Origin of the sequence: Pseudomonas sp. AB6 (genome assembly GCF_034314105.1) — a bacterium.
Taxonomy (GTDB): domain Bacteria; phylum Pseudomonadota; class Gammaproteobacteria; order Pseudomonadales; family Pseudomonadaceae; genus Aquipseudomonas.
In genome coordinates this window covers 740413-756784 of sequence record NZ_JAVIWJ010000001.1, presented here as the reverse complement: position 1 = coordinate 756784, position 16372 = coordinate 740413, and the positions used below count along the sequence as shown (strand labels likewise).

The 16372-nt window shown below is 53.6% G+C and carries 15 protein-coding genes; 12 read left to right on the top strand and 3 right to left on the bottom strand.

Annotated elements, in window-relative coordinates; genetic code table 11:
- The first annotated feature begins 360 nt into the window (after positions 1-360).
- The 3 genes from aat to infA all read left to right on the top strand — a co-directional run bounded on the left by aat (position 361) and on the right by infA (position 2133).
- On the top strand, positions 361-1053 hold the full coding sequence (gene aat, locus RGW60_RS03485; protein ID WP_322202177.1) for a leucyl/phenylalanyl-tRNA--protein transferase: 693 nt from the start codon (positions 361-363) through the stop codon (positions 1051-1053).
- Between the two features lie 42 nt (positions 1054-1095).
- Positions 1096-1803: an arginyltransferase gene (locus RGW60_RS03480; protein WP_322202175.1), complete on the top strand. Its 708-nt coding sequence runs from the start codon at positions 1096-1098 to the stop codon at positions 1801-1803.
- A gap of 111 nt (positions 1804-1914) precedes the next feature.
- A complete protein-coding gene (gene infA / locus RGW60_RS03475) occupies positions 1915-2133 on the top strand; it encodes a translation initiation factor IF-1 (protein ID WP_322178418.1) in 219 nt (72 codons plus the stop codon).
- Between the two features lie 181 nt (positions 2134-2314).
- On the opposite strand, the gene clpA is transcribed toward infA, so the two are convergent.
- Both clpA and clpS read right to left on the bottom strand, forming a co-directional pair.
- Positions 2315-4585: an ATP-dependent Clp protease ATP-binding subunit ClpA gene (clpA, locus tag RGW60_RS03470; RefSeq protein WP_322202173.1), complete on the bottom strand. Its 2271-nt coding sequence runs from the start codon at positions 4583-4585 to the stop codon at positions 2315-2317.
- Positions 4586-4614: 29 nt separating this feature from the next.
- Complete coding sequence (gene clpS, locus RGW60_RS03465; protein ID WP_322202171.1) at positions 4615-4977, bottom strand: ATP-dependent Clp protease adapter ClpS; 363 nt, start codon at positions 4975-4977, stop codon at positions 4615-4617.
- 221 nt (positions 4978-5198) lie between these two features.
- Between clpS and cspD the strand changes: the two genes are divergently transcribed.
- Positions 5199-5498, top strand: a complete 300-nt coding sequence (gene cspD / locus RGW60_RS03460; RefSeq protein WP_322202170.1) for a cold shock domain-containing protein CspD — start codon at positions 5199-5201, stop codon at positions 5496-5498.
- A gap of 91 nt (positions 5499-5589) precedes the next feature.
- On the opposite strand, the gene icd is transcribed toward cspD, so the two are convergent.
- On the bottom strand, positions 5590-6846 hold the full coding sequence (icd, locus tag RGW60_RS03455) for an NADP-dependent isocitrate dehydrogenase (protein WP_322202168.1): 1257 nt from the start codon (positions 6844-6846) through the stop codon (positions 5590-5592).
- A gap of 383 nt (positions 6847-7229) precedes the next feature.
- On the opposite strand from icd, the gene RGW60_RS03450 reads away from it, so the two are divergent.
- From RGW60_RS03450 to RGW60_RS03415, 8 genes are all read left to right on the top strand, one after another.
- Positions 7230-9455, top strand: a complete 2226-nt coding sequence (locus RGW60_RS03450) for an NADP-dependent isocitrate dehydrogenase (protein ID WP_322202166.1) — start codon at positions 7230-7232, stop codon at positions 9453-9455.
- 107 nt (positions 9456-9562) lie between these two features.
- The gene (locus tag RGW60_RS03445) at positions 9563-10003 is read left to right on the top strand and encodes an NUDIX hydrolase (protein WP_322202164.1); all 441 of its coding nucleotides are present in this window, start codon (positions 9563-9565) and stop codon (positions 10001-10003) included.
- Positions 10004-10074: 71 nt separating this feature from the next.
- On the top strand, positions 10075-11205 hold the full coding sequence (gene mnmA, locus RGW60_RS03440; RefSeq protein ID WP_322202162.1) for a tRNA 2-thiouridine(34) synthase MnmA: 1131 nt from the start codon (positions 10075-10077) through the stop codon (positions 11203-11205).
- Entirely contained in the window at positions 11205-11825 is a 621-nt protein-coding gene (gene hflD, locus RGW60_RS03435; RefSeq protein WP_322202160.1) for a high frequency lysogenization protein HflD, read from the top strand. Before mnmA ends, hflD begins: the two co-directional genes overlap by 1 nt.
- Positions 11826-11953: 128 nt before the next feature.
- Positions 11954-13324 carry an adenylosuccinate lyase gene (purB, locus tag RGW60_RS03430; RefSeq protein ID WP_322202158.1) on the top strand — a complete coding sequence of 457 codons (1371 nt, stop codon included), beginning with the start codon at positions 11954-11956 and terminating at the stop codon, positions 13322-13324.
- Positions 13325-13383: 59 nt separating this feature from the next.
- On the top strand, positions 13384-14550 hold the full coding sequence (locus RGW60_RS03425; protein ID WP_322202156.1) for a cupin domain-containing protein: 1167 nt from the start codon (positions 13384-13386) through the stop codon (positions 14548-14550).
- A complete protein-coding gene (locus RGW60_RS03420; protein ID WP_322202154.1) occupies positions 14543-14965 on the top strand; it encodes a GNAT family N-acetyltransferase in 423 nt (140 codons plus the stop codon). The genes RGW60_RS03425 and RGW60_RS03420 overlap by 8 nt, the downstream gene beginning before the upstream one ends.
- A gap of 152 nt (positions 14966-15117) precedes the next feature.
- Positions 15118-15858, top strand: a complete 741-nt coding sequence (locus RGW60_RS03415) for a secretin N-terminal domain-containing protein (RefSeq protein WP_322202152.1) — start codon at positions 15118-15120, stop codon at positions 15856-15858.
- The last annotated feature ends 514 nt before the right edge of the window (positions 15859-16372 follow it).

The window sequence follows — 16372 nt, the reverse complement described above, 5'->3', positions numbered from 1 at the left end:
ACCGTTCACTTCCAATTCACTCTGAAAATCTTTAGCCACATCATACGAACAGCATTGTACGGGTTTGCGCGACCGATGCCACGTTCCACTGGCATGAGTTAGCATAGCTTCACCTATTCAACAAACAGCGCAATTTGAGCACGCATTGTCTTTTGTGACAAAGGGTTATGAGATGCTTTCAATACGCACCAGTAAACCTAAACTCAGCACTCATCTGATCCACGAAACGTTTAGAAACAGCGGCTCATCGCAAGAATTCGAAACATGTTTCTTTAACGGGACCGTCTACGACCACGCCTGCAACCCAGAGTTGCAAACGTCGAGCGATTCCGCCCTCCCCTTGCGCAAAGTTCTTACGCCATGTTGACTTGGTTACAGCGAAACACCCTGACATTTCCTCCGCTGGAAAAAGCCATGCGCGAGCCCAATGGCTTATTGGCAGCCGGCGGCGATCTTTCTCCCGACCGATTGATTCAAGCATATCGGCATGGCTGCTTTCCGTGGTTCCAGGCAGGCCAGCCGATTTTATGGTGGTCGCCGGACCCGCGCACGGTTCTGTTTCCGCAAGAAATACACCTGTCCCGAAGCTTGGGTAAAGTCATGCGTCAGGGGAATTTTCAAGTGACCTTTGATCAGAACTTTACTGCGGTGATTCAAGCCTGCGCCGCACCACGCACTTACGCGGACGGAACATGGATTACCGACTCCATGCAATCGGCCTACCTTGAACTGCATCGGCGCGGCTTCGCCCATAGCGTAGAAGTTTGGGAAAACGGCCTGCTCGTCGGCGGACTTTACGGCTTGGCGATGGGTCAACTTTTTTTCGGCGAGTCCATGTTTAGCGTGGCGGATAACGCCTCTAAAGTTGGCTTTGCGACGCTAGTCGAACGGTTAACCGCGTGGGGATTCGTTTTGATTGACTGCCAGATGCCTACCCAGCACCTCCATAGCTTTGGCGCCAGATCAATAGCACGCCAGACGTTTGCTGATTACCTTCGCGCCCACTTGGATATGCCCACAATCGCCGACTGGTTACCTAGGCGAGTTCCGTAGCCTGACATACACTTAATAAAGATTTTATCCGAGGGTTGATCCATGACCGAGCTGGCGCGGCTTAAGTTTTATGCCACTCAACCCCATTCCTGCAGCTATTTGCCTGAGGAACAAGCGACGACGTTATTTCTGGACCCTAGCCAGCCTATGGATGTTCAGGTGTATGCCGATCTTTCCGACATGGGATTTCGCCGGAGCGGCGATCACCTGTATCGACCTCACTGCCAAAACTGCAGCGCCTGCGTACCTGCGCGCATCCCTGTCGGACTGTTCGCTCCAGACCGCCAGCAAAAACGCATATTTAAACGAAATGCTGATTTGCACGTCCGTGCGGCAAAACCCCATTTTAGTGAAGAGTACTTCGACCTCTATCAACGCTACATTGAGCAGCGACACGCCGACGGCGACATGTATCCTCCTAATCGCGATCAGTTTTCTACCTTTTTGATCCGCGATCTACCGTTCTCGACGTTTTATGAATTTCGCCTTGATGATCGCTTGTTGGCGGTAGCCGTTACAGACCTTCTGCCGAACGGACTGTCAGCGGTGTACACCTTTTACGAACCGGCCGAAGATCACCGCAGTCTGGGGCGCTATGCCATCCTTTGGCAAATCGAAGAGGCAGCCCGGCTGCAGCTGCATGCGGTTTATCTAGGGTACTGGATTAAGAACTGTAAAAAGATGAATTACAAAACACAATATCGCCCCATCGAGCTGCTGACTAATCAACGTTGGGTCACTCTTTATTGAACGCTTAGCTAGACCCCTATTTTTAACCCCATTTTTCGGGCACAATGCACGCCGCTTTTGCCTGGCGCAGTTGCACCAGGCCACTCATTGGATACCGAGGGCTTTTACTGCATGGCGAAAGAAGAAGCTTTTGAACTGGAAGGCACGGTCGTAGATACCCTGCCCAACACCATGTTCCGCGTGGAGTTGGAAAACGGGCACATCGTCACCGCGCATATTTCCGGCAAAATGCGTAAGAATTACATCCGTATTCTTACTGGCGACAAGGTGCGCGTCGAGTTGACGCCCTATGACTTGAGCAAAGGGCGTATCACTTACCGCGCCCGCTAACAGGTCTTAACAAAAACGCTCGGCTTACGCCGGGCGTTTTTGTGTGGCCGGCTTCTGAGGGACCGCTCAATCGGGCACCCGGCGAGGCTCAGACTCTGCGGCATCCCAAACCAGAAAAACCGACGCCCACAAAAAAGCCCCGCACCCATCTTTCGACGAAATGCAGGGCTTTTTTCCGGCTTTACGCCATTTCTGCCGTGGTCTCGAAGTCGAAGGTCATTTCTCCATCCTTGACGTCGATATGTACTACACCGCCATGCTCGGCCAATTCGCCAAACAGAATTTCTTCAGCCAGCGGACGCTTGATTTTATCTTGAATCAAACGAGCCATTGGTCGCGCACCCATTTGCGCATCGTAGCCACCTTCTGCAAGCCAGGTTCTGGCAGCATCGGTCACTTCAAGCAATACACGCTTGTCTTCCAGCTGCGCCTGCAGTTCGGTAAGGAATTTGTCCACCACACTTTTAATCACCTCATGGCTGAGGCGAGTAAATTGGATGATGGTATCCAGCCGGTTGCGGAACTCGGGAGTGAAGCTTTTCTTGATCACTTCCATTGCATCGGATGAGTGATCTTGGTGCGTAAACCCGATGGATGCCCGCGCCGCAGTTTCAGCGCCAGCGTTGGTTGTCATGATAACGATAACGTTGCGGAAATCCGCTTTACGTCCGTTGTTATCAGTCAGCGTACCGTGATCCATAACCTGCAGCAGAAGATTAAAGACTTCGGGGTGCGCTTTCTCGATTTCATCAAGCAGCAGAACACAATGCGGCTGCTTGGTGATTGCTTCGGTCAGCAAACCGCCCTGATCAAAACCTACGTAGCCCGGTGGAGCACCGATCAAGCGCGAAACGGTGTGACGTTCCATATATTCGGACATATCGAAGCGAACCAACTCGATACCCAACGCCTTGGCCAACTGACGGGCAGCTTCGGTCTTACCGACGCCTGTGGGGCCTGCGAATAGAAAAGAGCCCACTGGCTTGTCCGGAGACTTCAAGCCGGCACGTGATAGCTTAATCGCGGTCGACAGCGCATCGATCGCGGCATCCTGACCAAATACAGTCAGCTTTAAATCACGCTCTAGATTACGTAAAAGCTCTTTATCGGAGCTGTTGACGTGCTTGGGTGGAATACGTGCGATTTTGGCCACGATGTCTTCGACCTGAGGCACTTCAATACGCTTCACCCGTTTCTCGATCGGCTGCAGGCGCTGGTACGCCCCAGCTTCGTCGATAACATCGATGGCTTTGTCCGGCATGTGACGATCATTGATGTAACGCGACGCCAGTTCGGCTGCGGCGCGCAATGCTTCATCGCTGTATTCGATACCGTGATGCTGCTCGAAACGCCCCTTGAGGCCTCTCAGAATGCCAATGGTGTCTTCAACCGAAGGTTCCGACACATCGACTTTCTGGAAACGCCGGGCCAACGCGCGATCTTTTTCGAAAATGCCACGAAATTCTTGAAAAGTCGTCGACCCGATGCAACGGATATCGCCCGAAGACAATAACGGCTTTAGCAAGTTGGACGCATCCATCACGCCACCGGACGCGGCCCCGGCACCGATGATGGTATGAATTTCATCGATAAACAGGATCGCCTGAGGGCGCTTTTTCAGCTCGTTGAGCAACGCTTTGAAGCGCTTCTCGAAGTCGCCACGGTATTTAGTCCCCGCCAGCAAAGCGCCGAGGTCGAGGGAATAAACCACGCTATTAGCGAGCAAGTCAGGCACTTGGTTGTCAACGATGCGCTTGGCCAAGCCTTCAGCAATGGCGGTTTTACCGACACCGGCCTCACCCACCAGCAATGGATTGTTTTTGCGACGTCGGGCGAGGATCTGCGCGACACGCTCGACTTCCATTTCACGGCCAACCAACGGATCAATACGACCCTGACGAGCCAATTCATTCAAGTTGCTGGCATAGGCATCCAGAGGATTGCCAGAGGAAGAAGACTCACCGCCCTCGTCGTCCTGCATATCTTGCTCACCTTCAGAGTGATCGCCATGCCCCGGCACTTTGGAGATGCCATGAGCGATGTAATTGACAACATCGATCCGGGCAACAGTCTGCTGCTTGAGCAGAAATACTGCCTGGCTTTCTTGTTCGCTGAAGATAGCGACCAGCACGTTAGCGCCAGTCACTTCACGCTTGCCGGAGCTTTGCACATGGAAGACTGCCCGTTGTAATACGCGTTGGAACCCAAGTGTTGGTTGGGTTTCGCGATCTTCGTCATGGACAGGGATCAATGGGGTCGTGGAGTCGATAAACTCCTGCAAATCATGCTTGAGCTTATCGAGGTTTGCGCCGCAGGCACGCAGAACGGTGGCGGCAGCCTCATTATCCAATAGAGCCAAAAGGAGATGCTCAACTGTCATGAATTCATGACGCTTCGAGCGAGCCTCCTTGAAGGCTAAATTAAGGGTGACTTCGAGCTCACGGTTTAACATAGCTTCACCTCATACCCAAGTGGTCGGCGTTAACCGTCCTTCTCGATCTCACAGAGTAGCGGATGCTGGCTTTCCCTGGCGTATTGGTTCACCTGCATTGCCTTGGTCTCGGCGATGTCGCGGGTGAACAATCCACATACTGCCCGTCCCTCCGTATGGACGGCCAGCATGACCTTGGTCGCCAGCTCACGATTCAGGTTGAAAAATACCTCGAGTACTTCGACGACGAAATCCATCGGGGTGTAATCATCATTAAATAAAACCACCTTGTACATTGGTGGCGCCTGCAATGCTGGCTTAGCTTCTTTCAGCGCCACTCCAGCGGCGTCGTCGTCATGTGTTTGTGGACGATCCTGATTGAATGTTAGTCGAATCTGGCTGATTGCATGCATGGAAAGAAGGGTTCGTAGGTGGACGGATTCATTAATTAAGCCGCAGGTAGGTCGGTTTTTCAACGGACTGCCGCATGACCTTGACTATCGGCAAAACAGTGTTACAAACAATAGAACCCACATTGGGTAAAAAGGGTCCGTGCAGTCAACCAAATTCTTTTCGGTCCGGCGGATGAGGTGGATCATACTCCAGACGGAGTCCTTTGCAGAGGGATGAGAAAATGGCAATAGTTAGCAGTAGCAACTCTGTCAAGCACGGTAAGGTCAAGTGGTTCAACAATGCCAAAGGCTATGGTTTCATCAATGAAAACGACAAGACCGAAGACTTGTTTGCCCACTATTCAGCAATCACGATGGACGGCTACAAGACGCTGAAAGCAGGCCAACCCGTGGTTTTCGAAATCATTCAGGGCCCCAAAGGACTGCATGCGGTCAATATAATGGCCGCGAGCGAGATTCAATCGGAGCAACCGGTGGCTGCTCCCAGTGAGACCAAGACAACCTCAGATGTAAGTGCCTGAAACGTCGAATTCAAGACCTTAGCGAAAAAAAGCCAAAAAAACCGGCCAGTTCATCACCTGAACTGGCCGGTTTTTGCGTTCTGAACTGACGCTACATGTGCGAGATCAGCGCGTCGCCGAAGGCTGAAGAAGACAGCAGCGTGGCGCCGTCCATCAGGCGCTCGAAGTCGTAAGTCACGGTTTTGGCAGAAATGGCGCCATTGGTGCCTTTAATGATCAAGTCCGCAGCCTCGATCCACCCCATGTGACGCAACATCATTTCAGCGGAAAGAATCAGCGAGCCTGGATTGACCTGATCTTTGCCGGCATATTTGGGTGCCGTACCGTGAGTGGCTTCAAACATCGCGATGGTGTCGGACAAATTGGCGCCCGGCGCGATACCAATGCCGCCGACTTCTGCTGCCAGGGCGTCGGACAAATAGTCTCCGTTCAAATTAAGCGTCGCGATCACATCATATTCAGCTGGGCGGAGCAAAATCTGCTGAAGCATGGCGTCCGCAATCGCATCTTTGACGACTACGTTTTTGCCGGTTTTTGGATTTTTGAACTGCATCCAAGGGCCACCGTCGAGCAGGGTAGCGCCAAACTCTTCGGCCGCCACTTCATAGGCCCATTCCTTGAAGGCACCTTCGGTGAATTTCATGATGTTGCCTTTGTGCACAATCGTCAGGGAGTCACGATCGTTATCGACCACGTATTGCAAAGCTTTGCGCACCAGGCGCTTAGTGCCTTGCAGCGAAACAGGTTTGACGCCAATACCACAGTTTTCTTCGAATCGAATTTTAGTAACGCCCATTTCTTCTTTCAGGAATTTGATGATTTTGACGGCTTCAGGCGAGCCTGCTTTCCATTCGATCCCAGCATAAATATCTTCGGAGTTTTCACGGAAGATGGTCATGTCGACTTCGCCGGGTTTTTTCACCGGGCTCGGCACGCCTTCGAACCAGCGCACTGGCCTTAGACACACATAAAGATCCAGTTGCTGACGTAGAGCAACGTTCAGAGAGCGAATACCACCGCCGACAGGTGTGGTCAGCGGTCCCTTAATAGAGACGACGTACTCTTTTACGGCGTCCAAGGTTTCTTGAGGTAGCCAGGTGTCTTGATCGTAAACTTGGGTCGCCTTCTCTCCGGCGTACACCTCCATCCAAGAGATTTTCCGCTCACCGCTATATGCCTTATTAACGGCCGCATCTACTACTTTGATCATCACCGGACTGATGTCGACACCGATACCATCACCTTCAATAAAAGGAATAATCGGGTTGTTCGGCACATTCAAGGAATGATCTGGATTGACCGTGATCTTTTCGCCGACTTTGGGAACCTGAATCTTCTTGTATTCCATATGGGACTCCACGCTTAAGTTAACATCCTGGTTACGGCTGAGCGTAACCCACCTGAAACTTGACTGGAACTCTAGGATCAAGCCGTCAATACCCGCTTAATGATCCCGCCACAGGCCACTACCTGCGTATTAATGCCTAAAACCGGTGGTATACTGCGGCCGGTGACCAACAAGTCACTGAGGACGGAGCCTCTGGATCAGCACTCCCATGCTTCTAACAGGCCGAGCTTAACCTTAGCTCAATCGTTCGATGCCGTATGGATGCATTCCTCATCACCGTGACGCCCCTCGACTTTCGCCTCATTGATGACTTTGGACGAAAGCGCCTACCCTGCGCATCTCGAGATTTTGTGCACGCTCAGCAAAGAAGAGAGTTACCAAAAATGTCCATCCGCTCGAAAATCATCTACACCTTTACCGACGAAGCTCCTGCACTCGCCACTTACTCCTTGCTCCCCATCATCGAAGCGTTCACTGCCTTTGCTGATATCGACGTTGAAACGCGTGATATCTCTCTCGCAGGCCGAATACTTACAAGCTTCCCTGAGAGCCTTAGTGCCGACCAGAAGGTGCCGAACCATCTTGCTGAGCTCGGCAGTCTGGCGAATACCCCAGAAGCCAACATCATCAAGCTGCCTAACATCAGCGCCTCGGCCCCTCAATTAATCGCAGCCATCAAAGAATTACAAGCCAGCGGTTTTGATATCCCGGATTACCCGGAAGCACCGACTAGCGACGCTGATAAAGAAGTTAAGTCACGCTACGACAAAATTAAAGGCAGCGCTGTAAACCCAGTGCTGCGCGAAGGCAATTCTGACCGTCGTGCGCCTCTTTCGGTCAAGAATTACGCTCGCAAGCACCCGCACAAAATGGGTGCATGGAGCGCAGATTCGAAGTCACACGTTGCTTACATGAATAACGGCGATTTCTACGGCAGCGAAAAAGCTGCCCTGATCGACAGCGCAGGCAGCGTTAAAATCGAATTGATCGCTCAGGGCGGCGTTATTACCGTTCTGAAAGAAAAAACCACCGTGAAAGCGGGCGAGATCATCGATTGCTCAACCTTGAGCAAAAAAGCCTTGAGCAAATTCGTTGCAATTGAAATCGAAGACGCTAAAAAGCAGGGCGTTTTGCTTTCGGTTCACTTGAAAGCCACCATGATGAAGGTCTCGGATCCAATCATGTTCGGCATCATCGTGGCCGAGTACTACAAAGATGCGCTGAACAAACACGCGGCAGTACTGAAAGATATCGGCTTTAATTTGAACAACGGCATTGGCGATCTGTACTCGCGCATCAAAGCCTTGCCAGCCGAAAAACAAGTTGAAATCGAAGCGGACATCCAGGCGGTTTACGCCACTCGCCCTCCTTTGGCGATGGTCAACTCCGACAAGGGCATCACCAACCTGCACGTCCCAAGCGACGTCATCGTCGATGCTTCGATGCCTGCAATGATTCGTGACTCTGGCAAAATGTGGAACACCGCTGGCATCCTTCAAGACACCAAGGCCGTTATTCCGGACCGTTGCTACGCGACGATTTACCAAGCCGTAATTGAAGACTGCAAAAAACACGGCGCTTTCGACCCGACTACAATGGGCAGCGTGCCTAACGTGGGCCTGATGGCACAAAAAGCCGAAGAGTACGGTTCGCACGACAAGACATTTGAAATTCAGGCCAACGGCGTTGTGCGTATTACTGACGACAAAGGCCGTCTACTGCTTGAACAGAACGTTGAAACGGGTGATATCTGGCGCATGTGCCAGGCCAAAGACGCACCGATCCAAGACTGGGTCAAACTGGCTGTCAACCGCGCCCGCGCCAGCAACACACCGGCCATCTTCTGGCTTGACCCGTTGCGCGCCCACGACGGTGTGGTGATCGAGAAGGTCCAAAAGTACCTGAAAGACCACGACACCTCTGGCCTCGACATTCGCATCATGTCGCCCGACGACGCGATGAAATTCACCCTGGCACGTACTCGCTTGGGCCAAGACACCATTTCGGTGACTGGCAACGTGCTTCGCGACTACCTGACTGACCTGTTCCCGATCATGGAACTGGGCACCAGCGCGAAAATGCTGTCGATCGTACCCTTGATGGCCGGCGGTGGCCTGTTCGAAACCGGCGCGGGCGGATCAGCACCGAAGCACGTTCAGCAACTGCTGGAAGAAAACTTCCTGCGCTGGGATTCTCTGGGTGAATTCCTGGCCCTGGCTGCGTCGCTTGAACACTTGGGCGTCACTTACCACAATTCGAAAGCCAAGGTATTGGCCAGCACACTTGACCAGGCAACTGGCAAGTTCCTGGACAACAACAAGTCGCCTTCGCGCAAAGTCGGCAACATCGACAACCGCGGCAGCCACTTCTACCTGGCGATGTACTGGGCTCAGGCGTTGGCAGCTCAAACTGAAGACGCCAGCTTGCAAGCACCGTTCAGCAAATTGGCTAAAACCCTGGCAGACAATGAGGCAACCATCGTTGCCGAATTGAACGCCGTTCAGGGCAAGCCAGTGGACATCGTCGGTTACTATCGCTTTGATCCTGAGTTGGCGAGCGCAGTCATGCGCCCAAGCAAAACCTTGAACGCGGCGATCGCCGCACTTTAAGGCGCAACCGGCCGGGCGCTTTAGCGTCAGACCTGTCAGAGACCCCGGCCGTGTGCCGGGGTTTCTGTCTCTGCGTTATTCTCTTTCTATAGAGGGCGAACATTCAAATGGATTGGCACCCCCATATTACCGTGGCAACTATCGTTGAAATTCAAGGCCGGTTTTTGCTGGTCGAGGAATTCAAGGGAAATCGAAACGTACTCAACCAGCCCGCAGGGCATCTTGATCCCAACGAAACCTTGCGCCAGGCCGCCGTGCGCGAAACCCTTGAAGAAACTGGCTGGGACGTTGAACTGACAGGCGTCGTTGGCATTTATTTGTACACTGCGCCCAGCAACGGGGTGACTTACCAGCGTGTGTGCTTTGCCGCCAAACCGGTTTTGCATCACCTGGAGCGCCTGTTGGACACCGGCATCGTCCAAGCCCTCTGGCTCAGCCGCGATGAACTGTTCTCTCAACCTGAGAATTGGCGCAGCGAATTGGTCATGCGCTGCATCGACGATTATCTCGCCGGGCCGCTTCATGACCTGGAGCTGATACGTGATTGATCACCGGTTTAGCCTTGGCGCGGACAGCCTGTTAGAATCGCGTCCTTTTTACAGACACACATCGAATCCCTATGCGTGATCAAGCCCTGCACGATCCAGCAAAAACGCGCGTTATCGTCGGCATGTCCGGCGGCGTCGACTCTTCCGTTTCTGCCGTTCTGCTGATTGAGCAGGGGTATCAAGTGGAAGGCCTGTTCATGAAGAACTGGGAAGAAGACGACGGAACCGACTATTGCACTGCCCGAGAAGACCTCGCGGACGCCCAGGCTGTTTGCGACAAAATTGGCATCAAGCTGCACACAGCCAACTTTGCCGTCGAATACTGGGACAACGTGTTCGAGCACTTCCTGGCCGAATACAAAGCAGGGCGTACCCCTAACCCAGACATCCTGTGCAACCGCGAAATCAAGTTCAAGGCGTTTCTCGACTACGCCCTGATGCTCGGTGCAGATTTGATCGCCACCGGACACTACGTGCGTCGCCGCGATGTAGACGGCCGTACCGAGCTGCTTAAAGGCCTGGACGCAAACAAAGACCAGAGCTATTTCCTGCATGCCGTAGGCGGCGAACAGATCGCCAAGACTCTGTTCCCGGTCGGGGAGCTGGAAAAGCCTGCGGTGCGCGCCATTGCCGAAAAGCACGATTTGGCCACGGCCAAGAAGAAAGACTCCACCGGTATCTGTTTTATCGGTGAGCGTCGCTTCAGTGACTTCCTCAAGCAGTACCTGCCGGCCCAACCGGGGGAAATCAAAACCACCGAAGGTGAAGTCATAGGCCGCCACCACGGCTTGATGTACCACACCATCGGCCAGCGCCAAGGCCTCGGCATCGGCGGTTTGAAAGACGCCAGCGATGATCCCTGGTACGTGCTGATCAAAGACCTGGAAAACAACGAGTTGATCGTTGGCCAAGGCAATGACCATCCTTGGTTGTTCTCCCAGGCACTGGTGGCCTCTGACATCTATTGGGTCAATCCGATTGATCTGAGCACCCCCCGACGGTTGACCGCCAAAGTGCGTTATCGCCAAAGCGATCAGCAATGCACCCTGGAGCAAACAGCGGCGGGCTATCGGGCCACCTTTAACGAACCTCAGCGCGCCGTGACACCCGGTCAATCCGTGGTGTTTTACGACGGCGAAATCTGCTTGGGCGGCGGCGTCATCGAACTCGCCGAACCGTGGCATAGCAAGGACAAGCGCTGATGACTCCAACACATGAACAACTGATCGCCTTAGGCGGTGTATTTCAAGCAGCAGTACTGGTCGACAAAATAGCCAAGACCGGACAAGTCAGTGAGGCGGCACTGGGCTGCATGCTAGGCAGCCTGTTGGTCATGGACCCAAAAGACACAATGGACGTCTACGGCGGCGATGACTTGAACCTGCGCGAAGGTTATCGCTCGTTGGTGAGTGCACTTGAGCGCGATCCCACGGCCTTGCAGCGAGAACCTCTGCGCTATGCCCTCTCCATGCTCGGGCTGGAGCGCAAGCTGGCCAAGCGCGATGACCTGCTCGAAGTCATCGGCAAACGTATACCGCAGATCAAATCCCAGGTCGAACACTTCGGACCGGTTCACGAAAACGTGATCGCCGCTAGCGGAGCGTTATATCAGGACACTCTGAGCACCTTGCGCCAACGTATACAGGTCCACGGTGACATGCGTAATTTGCAGCAACCAAACAACGCGTCGAAAATCCGTGCCTTGTTGCTGGCAGGCATTCGCTCCGCGCGCTTGTGGCGACAGTTGGGCGGTCATCGCTGGCAGTTGGTGGTCAGCCGTCGCAAATTATTGAAAGAGCTTTATCCGATGTTACGCGGCTGACTCATCCCTTTTAACGCCGTCGTTGTTAATCATTGCGCGCCATACGCTGGTCAGATCGAAACGGGCTGATCAGCTTTTCATGTATGATACGCGCCCCATTTCGTCGCCCGACTGTTTGAGAATACCCCATGCAGCTTTCTTCGCTCACTGCGGTTTCCCCTGTTGATGGCCGCTACGCCGGCAAAACCCAGGCCCTGCGCCCGATTTTTAGTGAATACGGTCTGATCCGTTTTCGCGTCATGGTCGAAGTTCGCTGGCTCCAGCGCTTGGCTGCTCATCCACAAGTGACTGAAGTCCCGGCGTTTTCCGCCGAAGCGAACGCGATCCTCAACACCTTGGCCGAGGAGTTTTCCCTCGTCCACGCTGAGCGTGTCAAAGAGATCGAACGCACGACCAATCACGACGTAAAAGCCATTGAATACCTGCTCAAGGAACAAGCGGCCAAGCTGCCTGAACTGGCCAACGTCAGTGAGTTCATCCACTTCGCCTGCACCAGCGAGGACATCAACAATCTGTCCCACGCGCTGATGCTGCGCGAAGGGCGCGATAACGTACTGTTGCCGCTGATGCATGAAATCGCCGGGGCCATTCGCGAACTGGCGATCCGCTTTGCCAACGTGCCGATGCTGTCGAGAACTCACGGTCAACCGGCCTCCCCCACTACATTGGGCAAAGAGCTCGCGAACGTGGTGTACCGTCTGGAACGCCAAATCGCTCAAATCGTTGCGGTTCCGCTGCTTGGCAAGATCAACGGCGCTGTCGGCAACTACAATGCCCACCTCTCTGCTTACCCGAATATTGACTGGGAAGAAAACGCGCGCGCCTTCATCGAAGACGAACTGGGTCTGGGCTTCAACCCGTACACCACGCAAATCGAACCACACGATTACATCGCCGAGCTGTTCGACGCGATTGCGCGCTTCAATACCATCCTCATCGACTTTGACCGCGACATCTGGGGCTATATTTCCCTGGGCTATTTCAAGCAGCGCACCATCGCCGGCGAAATTGGCTCGTCGACCATGCCGCACAAGGTCAACCCCATCGACTTCGAAAACTCCGAAGGCAACCTGGGTATCGCCAATGCGCTGTTTCAGCACTTGGCCAGCAAGTTGCCTATTTCACGCTGGCAGCGCGACCTCACAGACTCCACTGTCCTGCGCAATCTGGGTGTAGGCTTTGCACACAGCATCATCGCCTACGAAGCCAGCCTCAAAGGCATCAGCAAACTGGAACTCAACGCGGCGAAAATCGCGGCGGATCTGGATGCGTGCTGGGAAGTGTTGGCCGAGCCGATCCAAACGGTCATGCGTCGCTACAACATCGAAAACCCGTATGAAAAACTAAAAGAATTGACGCGCGGCAAGGGCATCAGCCCCGAAGCACTTCAGACTTTTATCGACGGCTTGGAAATGCCCGCCGAAGCCAAGGCTGAGCTGAAAAAGCTTACTCCTGCCAATTACATCGGCAGTGCAGTGACCCAAGCTACACGGATCTGATACGCAACAAAATTTGCACGCCCGGCTGTGCCGGGCGTTTTCATTTCAAGGGCTTACACATGAATCCTGATATTCCTCTTCAACTTCTGGGCGGCATCAGCGCTCGCGTCTTTCTGCGCGACTACTGGCAGAAAAAACCACTGCTGATCCGCCAGGCTCTTCCGGATTTCCAAAGTCCGATAGACCCGGACGAACTGGCTGGCCTGGCCTTGGAAGAAGAAGTTGAGTCGCGCCTGATCATCGAAAATGGCGAACGCCCTTGGGAAATGCGCCGTGGTCCGTTTGCTGAAGATGAATTCAGCAAATTGCCTGAGCGTGACTGGACCCTGCTGGTACAAGCGGTGGATCAGTTCGTACCCGACGTCGCTGAACTTCTGGAAAACTTCCGTTTCTTGCCGAGCTGGCGCATCGACGACGTGATGATCAGCTTCGCCGCCCCCGGTGGCAGCGTTGGCCCGCATTTCGATAATTACGATGTGTTTTTGCTTCAAGGTCACGGCCAGCGCAACTGGAAAATCGGCCAAATGTGCGATTCCGATAGCCCGCTGCTGGATCATGCCGACCTGCGCATTCTCAAGGACTTCCATGCCACCGACGAGTGGGTACTGGAACCTGGCGACATGCTTTATCTGCCACCCCGTCTGGCCCATTGCGGTGTAGCCGTTGATGACTGCCTGACCTACTCCGTCGGTTTCCGCGCACCTAGCGCCGCCGAAGTGCTGACTCACTTTACCGATTTCTTGAGCCAGTTCCTGCCGGATGAAGACCGTTACTCCGACGCCGATGCGCAGCCGGTCAGCGACCCGCATCAAATTCAGCACGACTCCCTTGACCGTCTCAAAAGCCTGCTGGCAGAGCACATGAGCGATGAACGCTTATTGCTGACCTGGTTCGGCCAGTTCATGACCGAGCCACGCTACCCGGAAATGGTTGTCGGCCCAGAATTGGACGAAGACGATCTGTTCAGCAGCCTGGAACAAGGTGCTGTGCTGATTCGCAATCCGAGCGCGCGCTTGGCTTGGTCCGAGGTAGATGACGATCTGTTGCTGTTTGCCAGCGGCCAAAGCCGCCTGTTGCCGGGTAATTTGCGCGACTTTCTGAAATTGATCTGCGCCGCTGACGCCTTACACACAGAAAACCTCGGCCCATGGTTGGCTGATGAATATGGACGCAACCTGCTCTGCGAGCTGGTTAAACAAGGAAGTCTGGGGTTTGCTGATGAATAAAATCCACGTACGTGTCGCCGATTGGCAGAAAGATAACGCCGACATACGGCGCATTCGGGAAGCCGTGTTCATCGCCGAGCAATGCGTGCCGCCTGAATTGGAATGGGATGCCGAAGACGCCAGTGCCGTTCATTTTCTGGCGTATGAAGGTGATTTTCCGATTGGAACTGCGCGGTTGTTGCCCGACGGCGAAATTGGTCGCCTATCGGTGCTTAAGGATTGGCGCGGCTTGAAAGTGGGCGACGCAATAATGAAGGCGGTAATCGGCGAAGCGGAAAACCACGGACTGAAACAACAAAAGTTGATTGCTCAGGTACAGGCCACACGCTTCTACGAGCGTTTGGGTTTTACCATTGTCAGCGGTGAGTTTCTTGAAGCTGGAATTCCGCACGTCGACATGGTGCGGGGCGCATAAGACGCCGCGAAAAAACCGCCCTAAGAGTTTCTAAACGCCCCGTTTTTTCGTCATGACCGGGGCGTTTTATTGTCTGCGATTCAACTTGGTCCCATCCGCGCCGACAAAGTGTCAAACTCAGGCTTTAATGCGCCTATTGCGGAGACACGGACATGTTCCTACGCATCCTATTGACGTCACTATTGTTGGTTTGGAGCTTCGACTCCTTGGCCGCGACAGAAGTCGTACCTCTGAACTATCGTACCAGCGACGATTTGCTACCGGTGGCGAAGTCTTTTCTAGGTAAAGACGGAACCGTCAGCGCTTACGGCAATAAACTGATCGTCAACGCTGAACCAGGCAAGATCGAAGAGTTGCGTACCCTGCTAGGACAGCTAGACAAAGCGCCCAAGCGGTTATTAATCAGCGTCGACACCAGCGACAACAACAATCAAGACAGCCAACGCGCCAATCGGACTCGGATCATTAATCGCAGTACTGACAGCCGTGACGGCGGTGTGCAGCAAATTCAAGCCAGCGAAGGCACGCCGGCACTGATTCAAGTTGGACAATCAGTGCCCTTGACCACTACACGCACCGACTCTTACGGCTATGCACAAAGCGACACTCAGTACCGCAACGTGACTCAAGGCTTTTACGTCACCGCTAGCCTGACCGGCGACACCGTACACCTGAGTATCAGCACCAATCACGACCGGATGAGCCAGGAACACCCCGATGTAGTGAATGTTCAAAGTACTGACACAACCGTCACAGGACGTTTGGGAGAGTGGATAACCCTCGCCGGTGTTAGCGACCAATCGCAAGCCAATCAACAAGGCTCAGCCCAGAGCTATAGCACCCAGGGCCGCAGCGACATGAGCTTGCGGGTCAAAGTGGACGTTCTTGACTAAGCGCAAAACCTCATGCCCAAAAATTGACCGCATGGTCGCATCAACGCAAATATGTAGTGCTTTTAAAAAAGCACTACAAAACATTTGACGAGTCAAATCTGAGGAGGCATGATTGCCCCGCTCCCGCTAATCAGAGGCTCTGCCACGAGCCTTCGAATCGCCGCTCTGACTTATCCAACATGAGCCGATTCGTGTCTGTACCGCCCACAAGGCTGTTTGACGAGGTTGTGACTGAGAACGAGGTTGTCCCGAGGGACGGAAGCTTAATTCGGTAGATCGGCACTGCGTTCTGATGATCACAACAAGGCATCCACGAGCCGAACTGCGACTTTCAGTTGAGCCTTTTATTCCGCTGTCTTGCTCTCTTTGCACTCATCGTTCATTCGTCATAGCCCCGACTGAAACTGGCTTGACTGCCACGCTTCTGATTAGCGAGTAGCCCATGACGCGCATTATTGAATAAGGCCGTATTGGCGGAGCAGGATTTTTCACTCAAGACTATGCGACGAGGCTT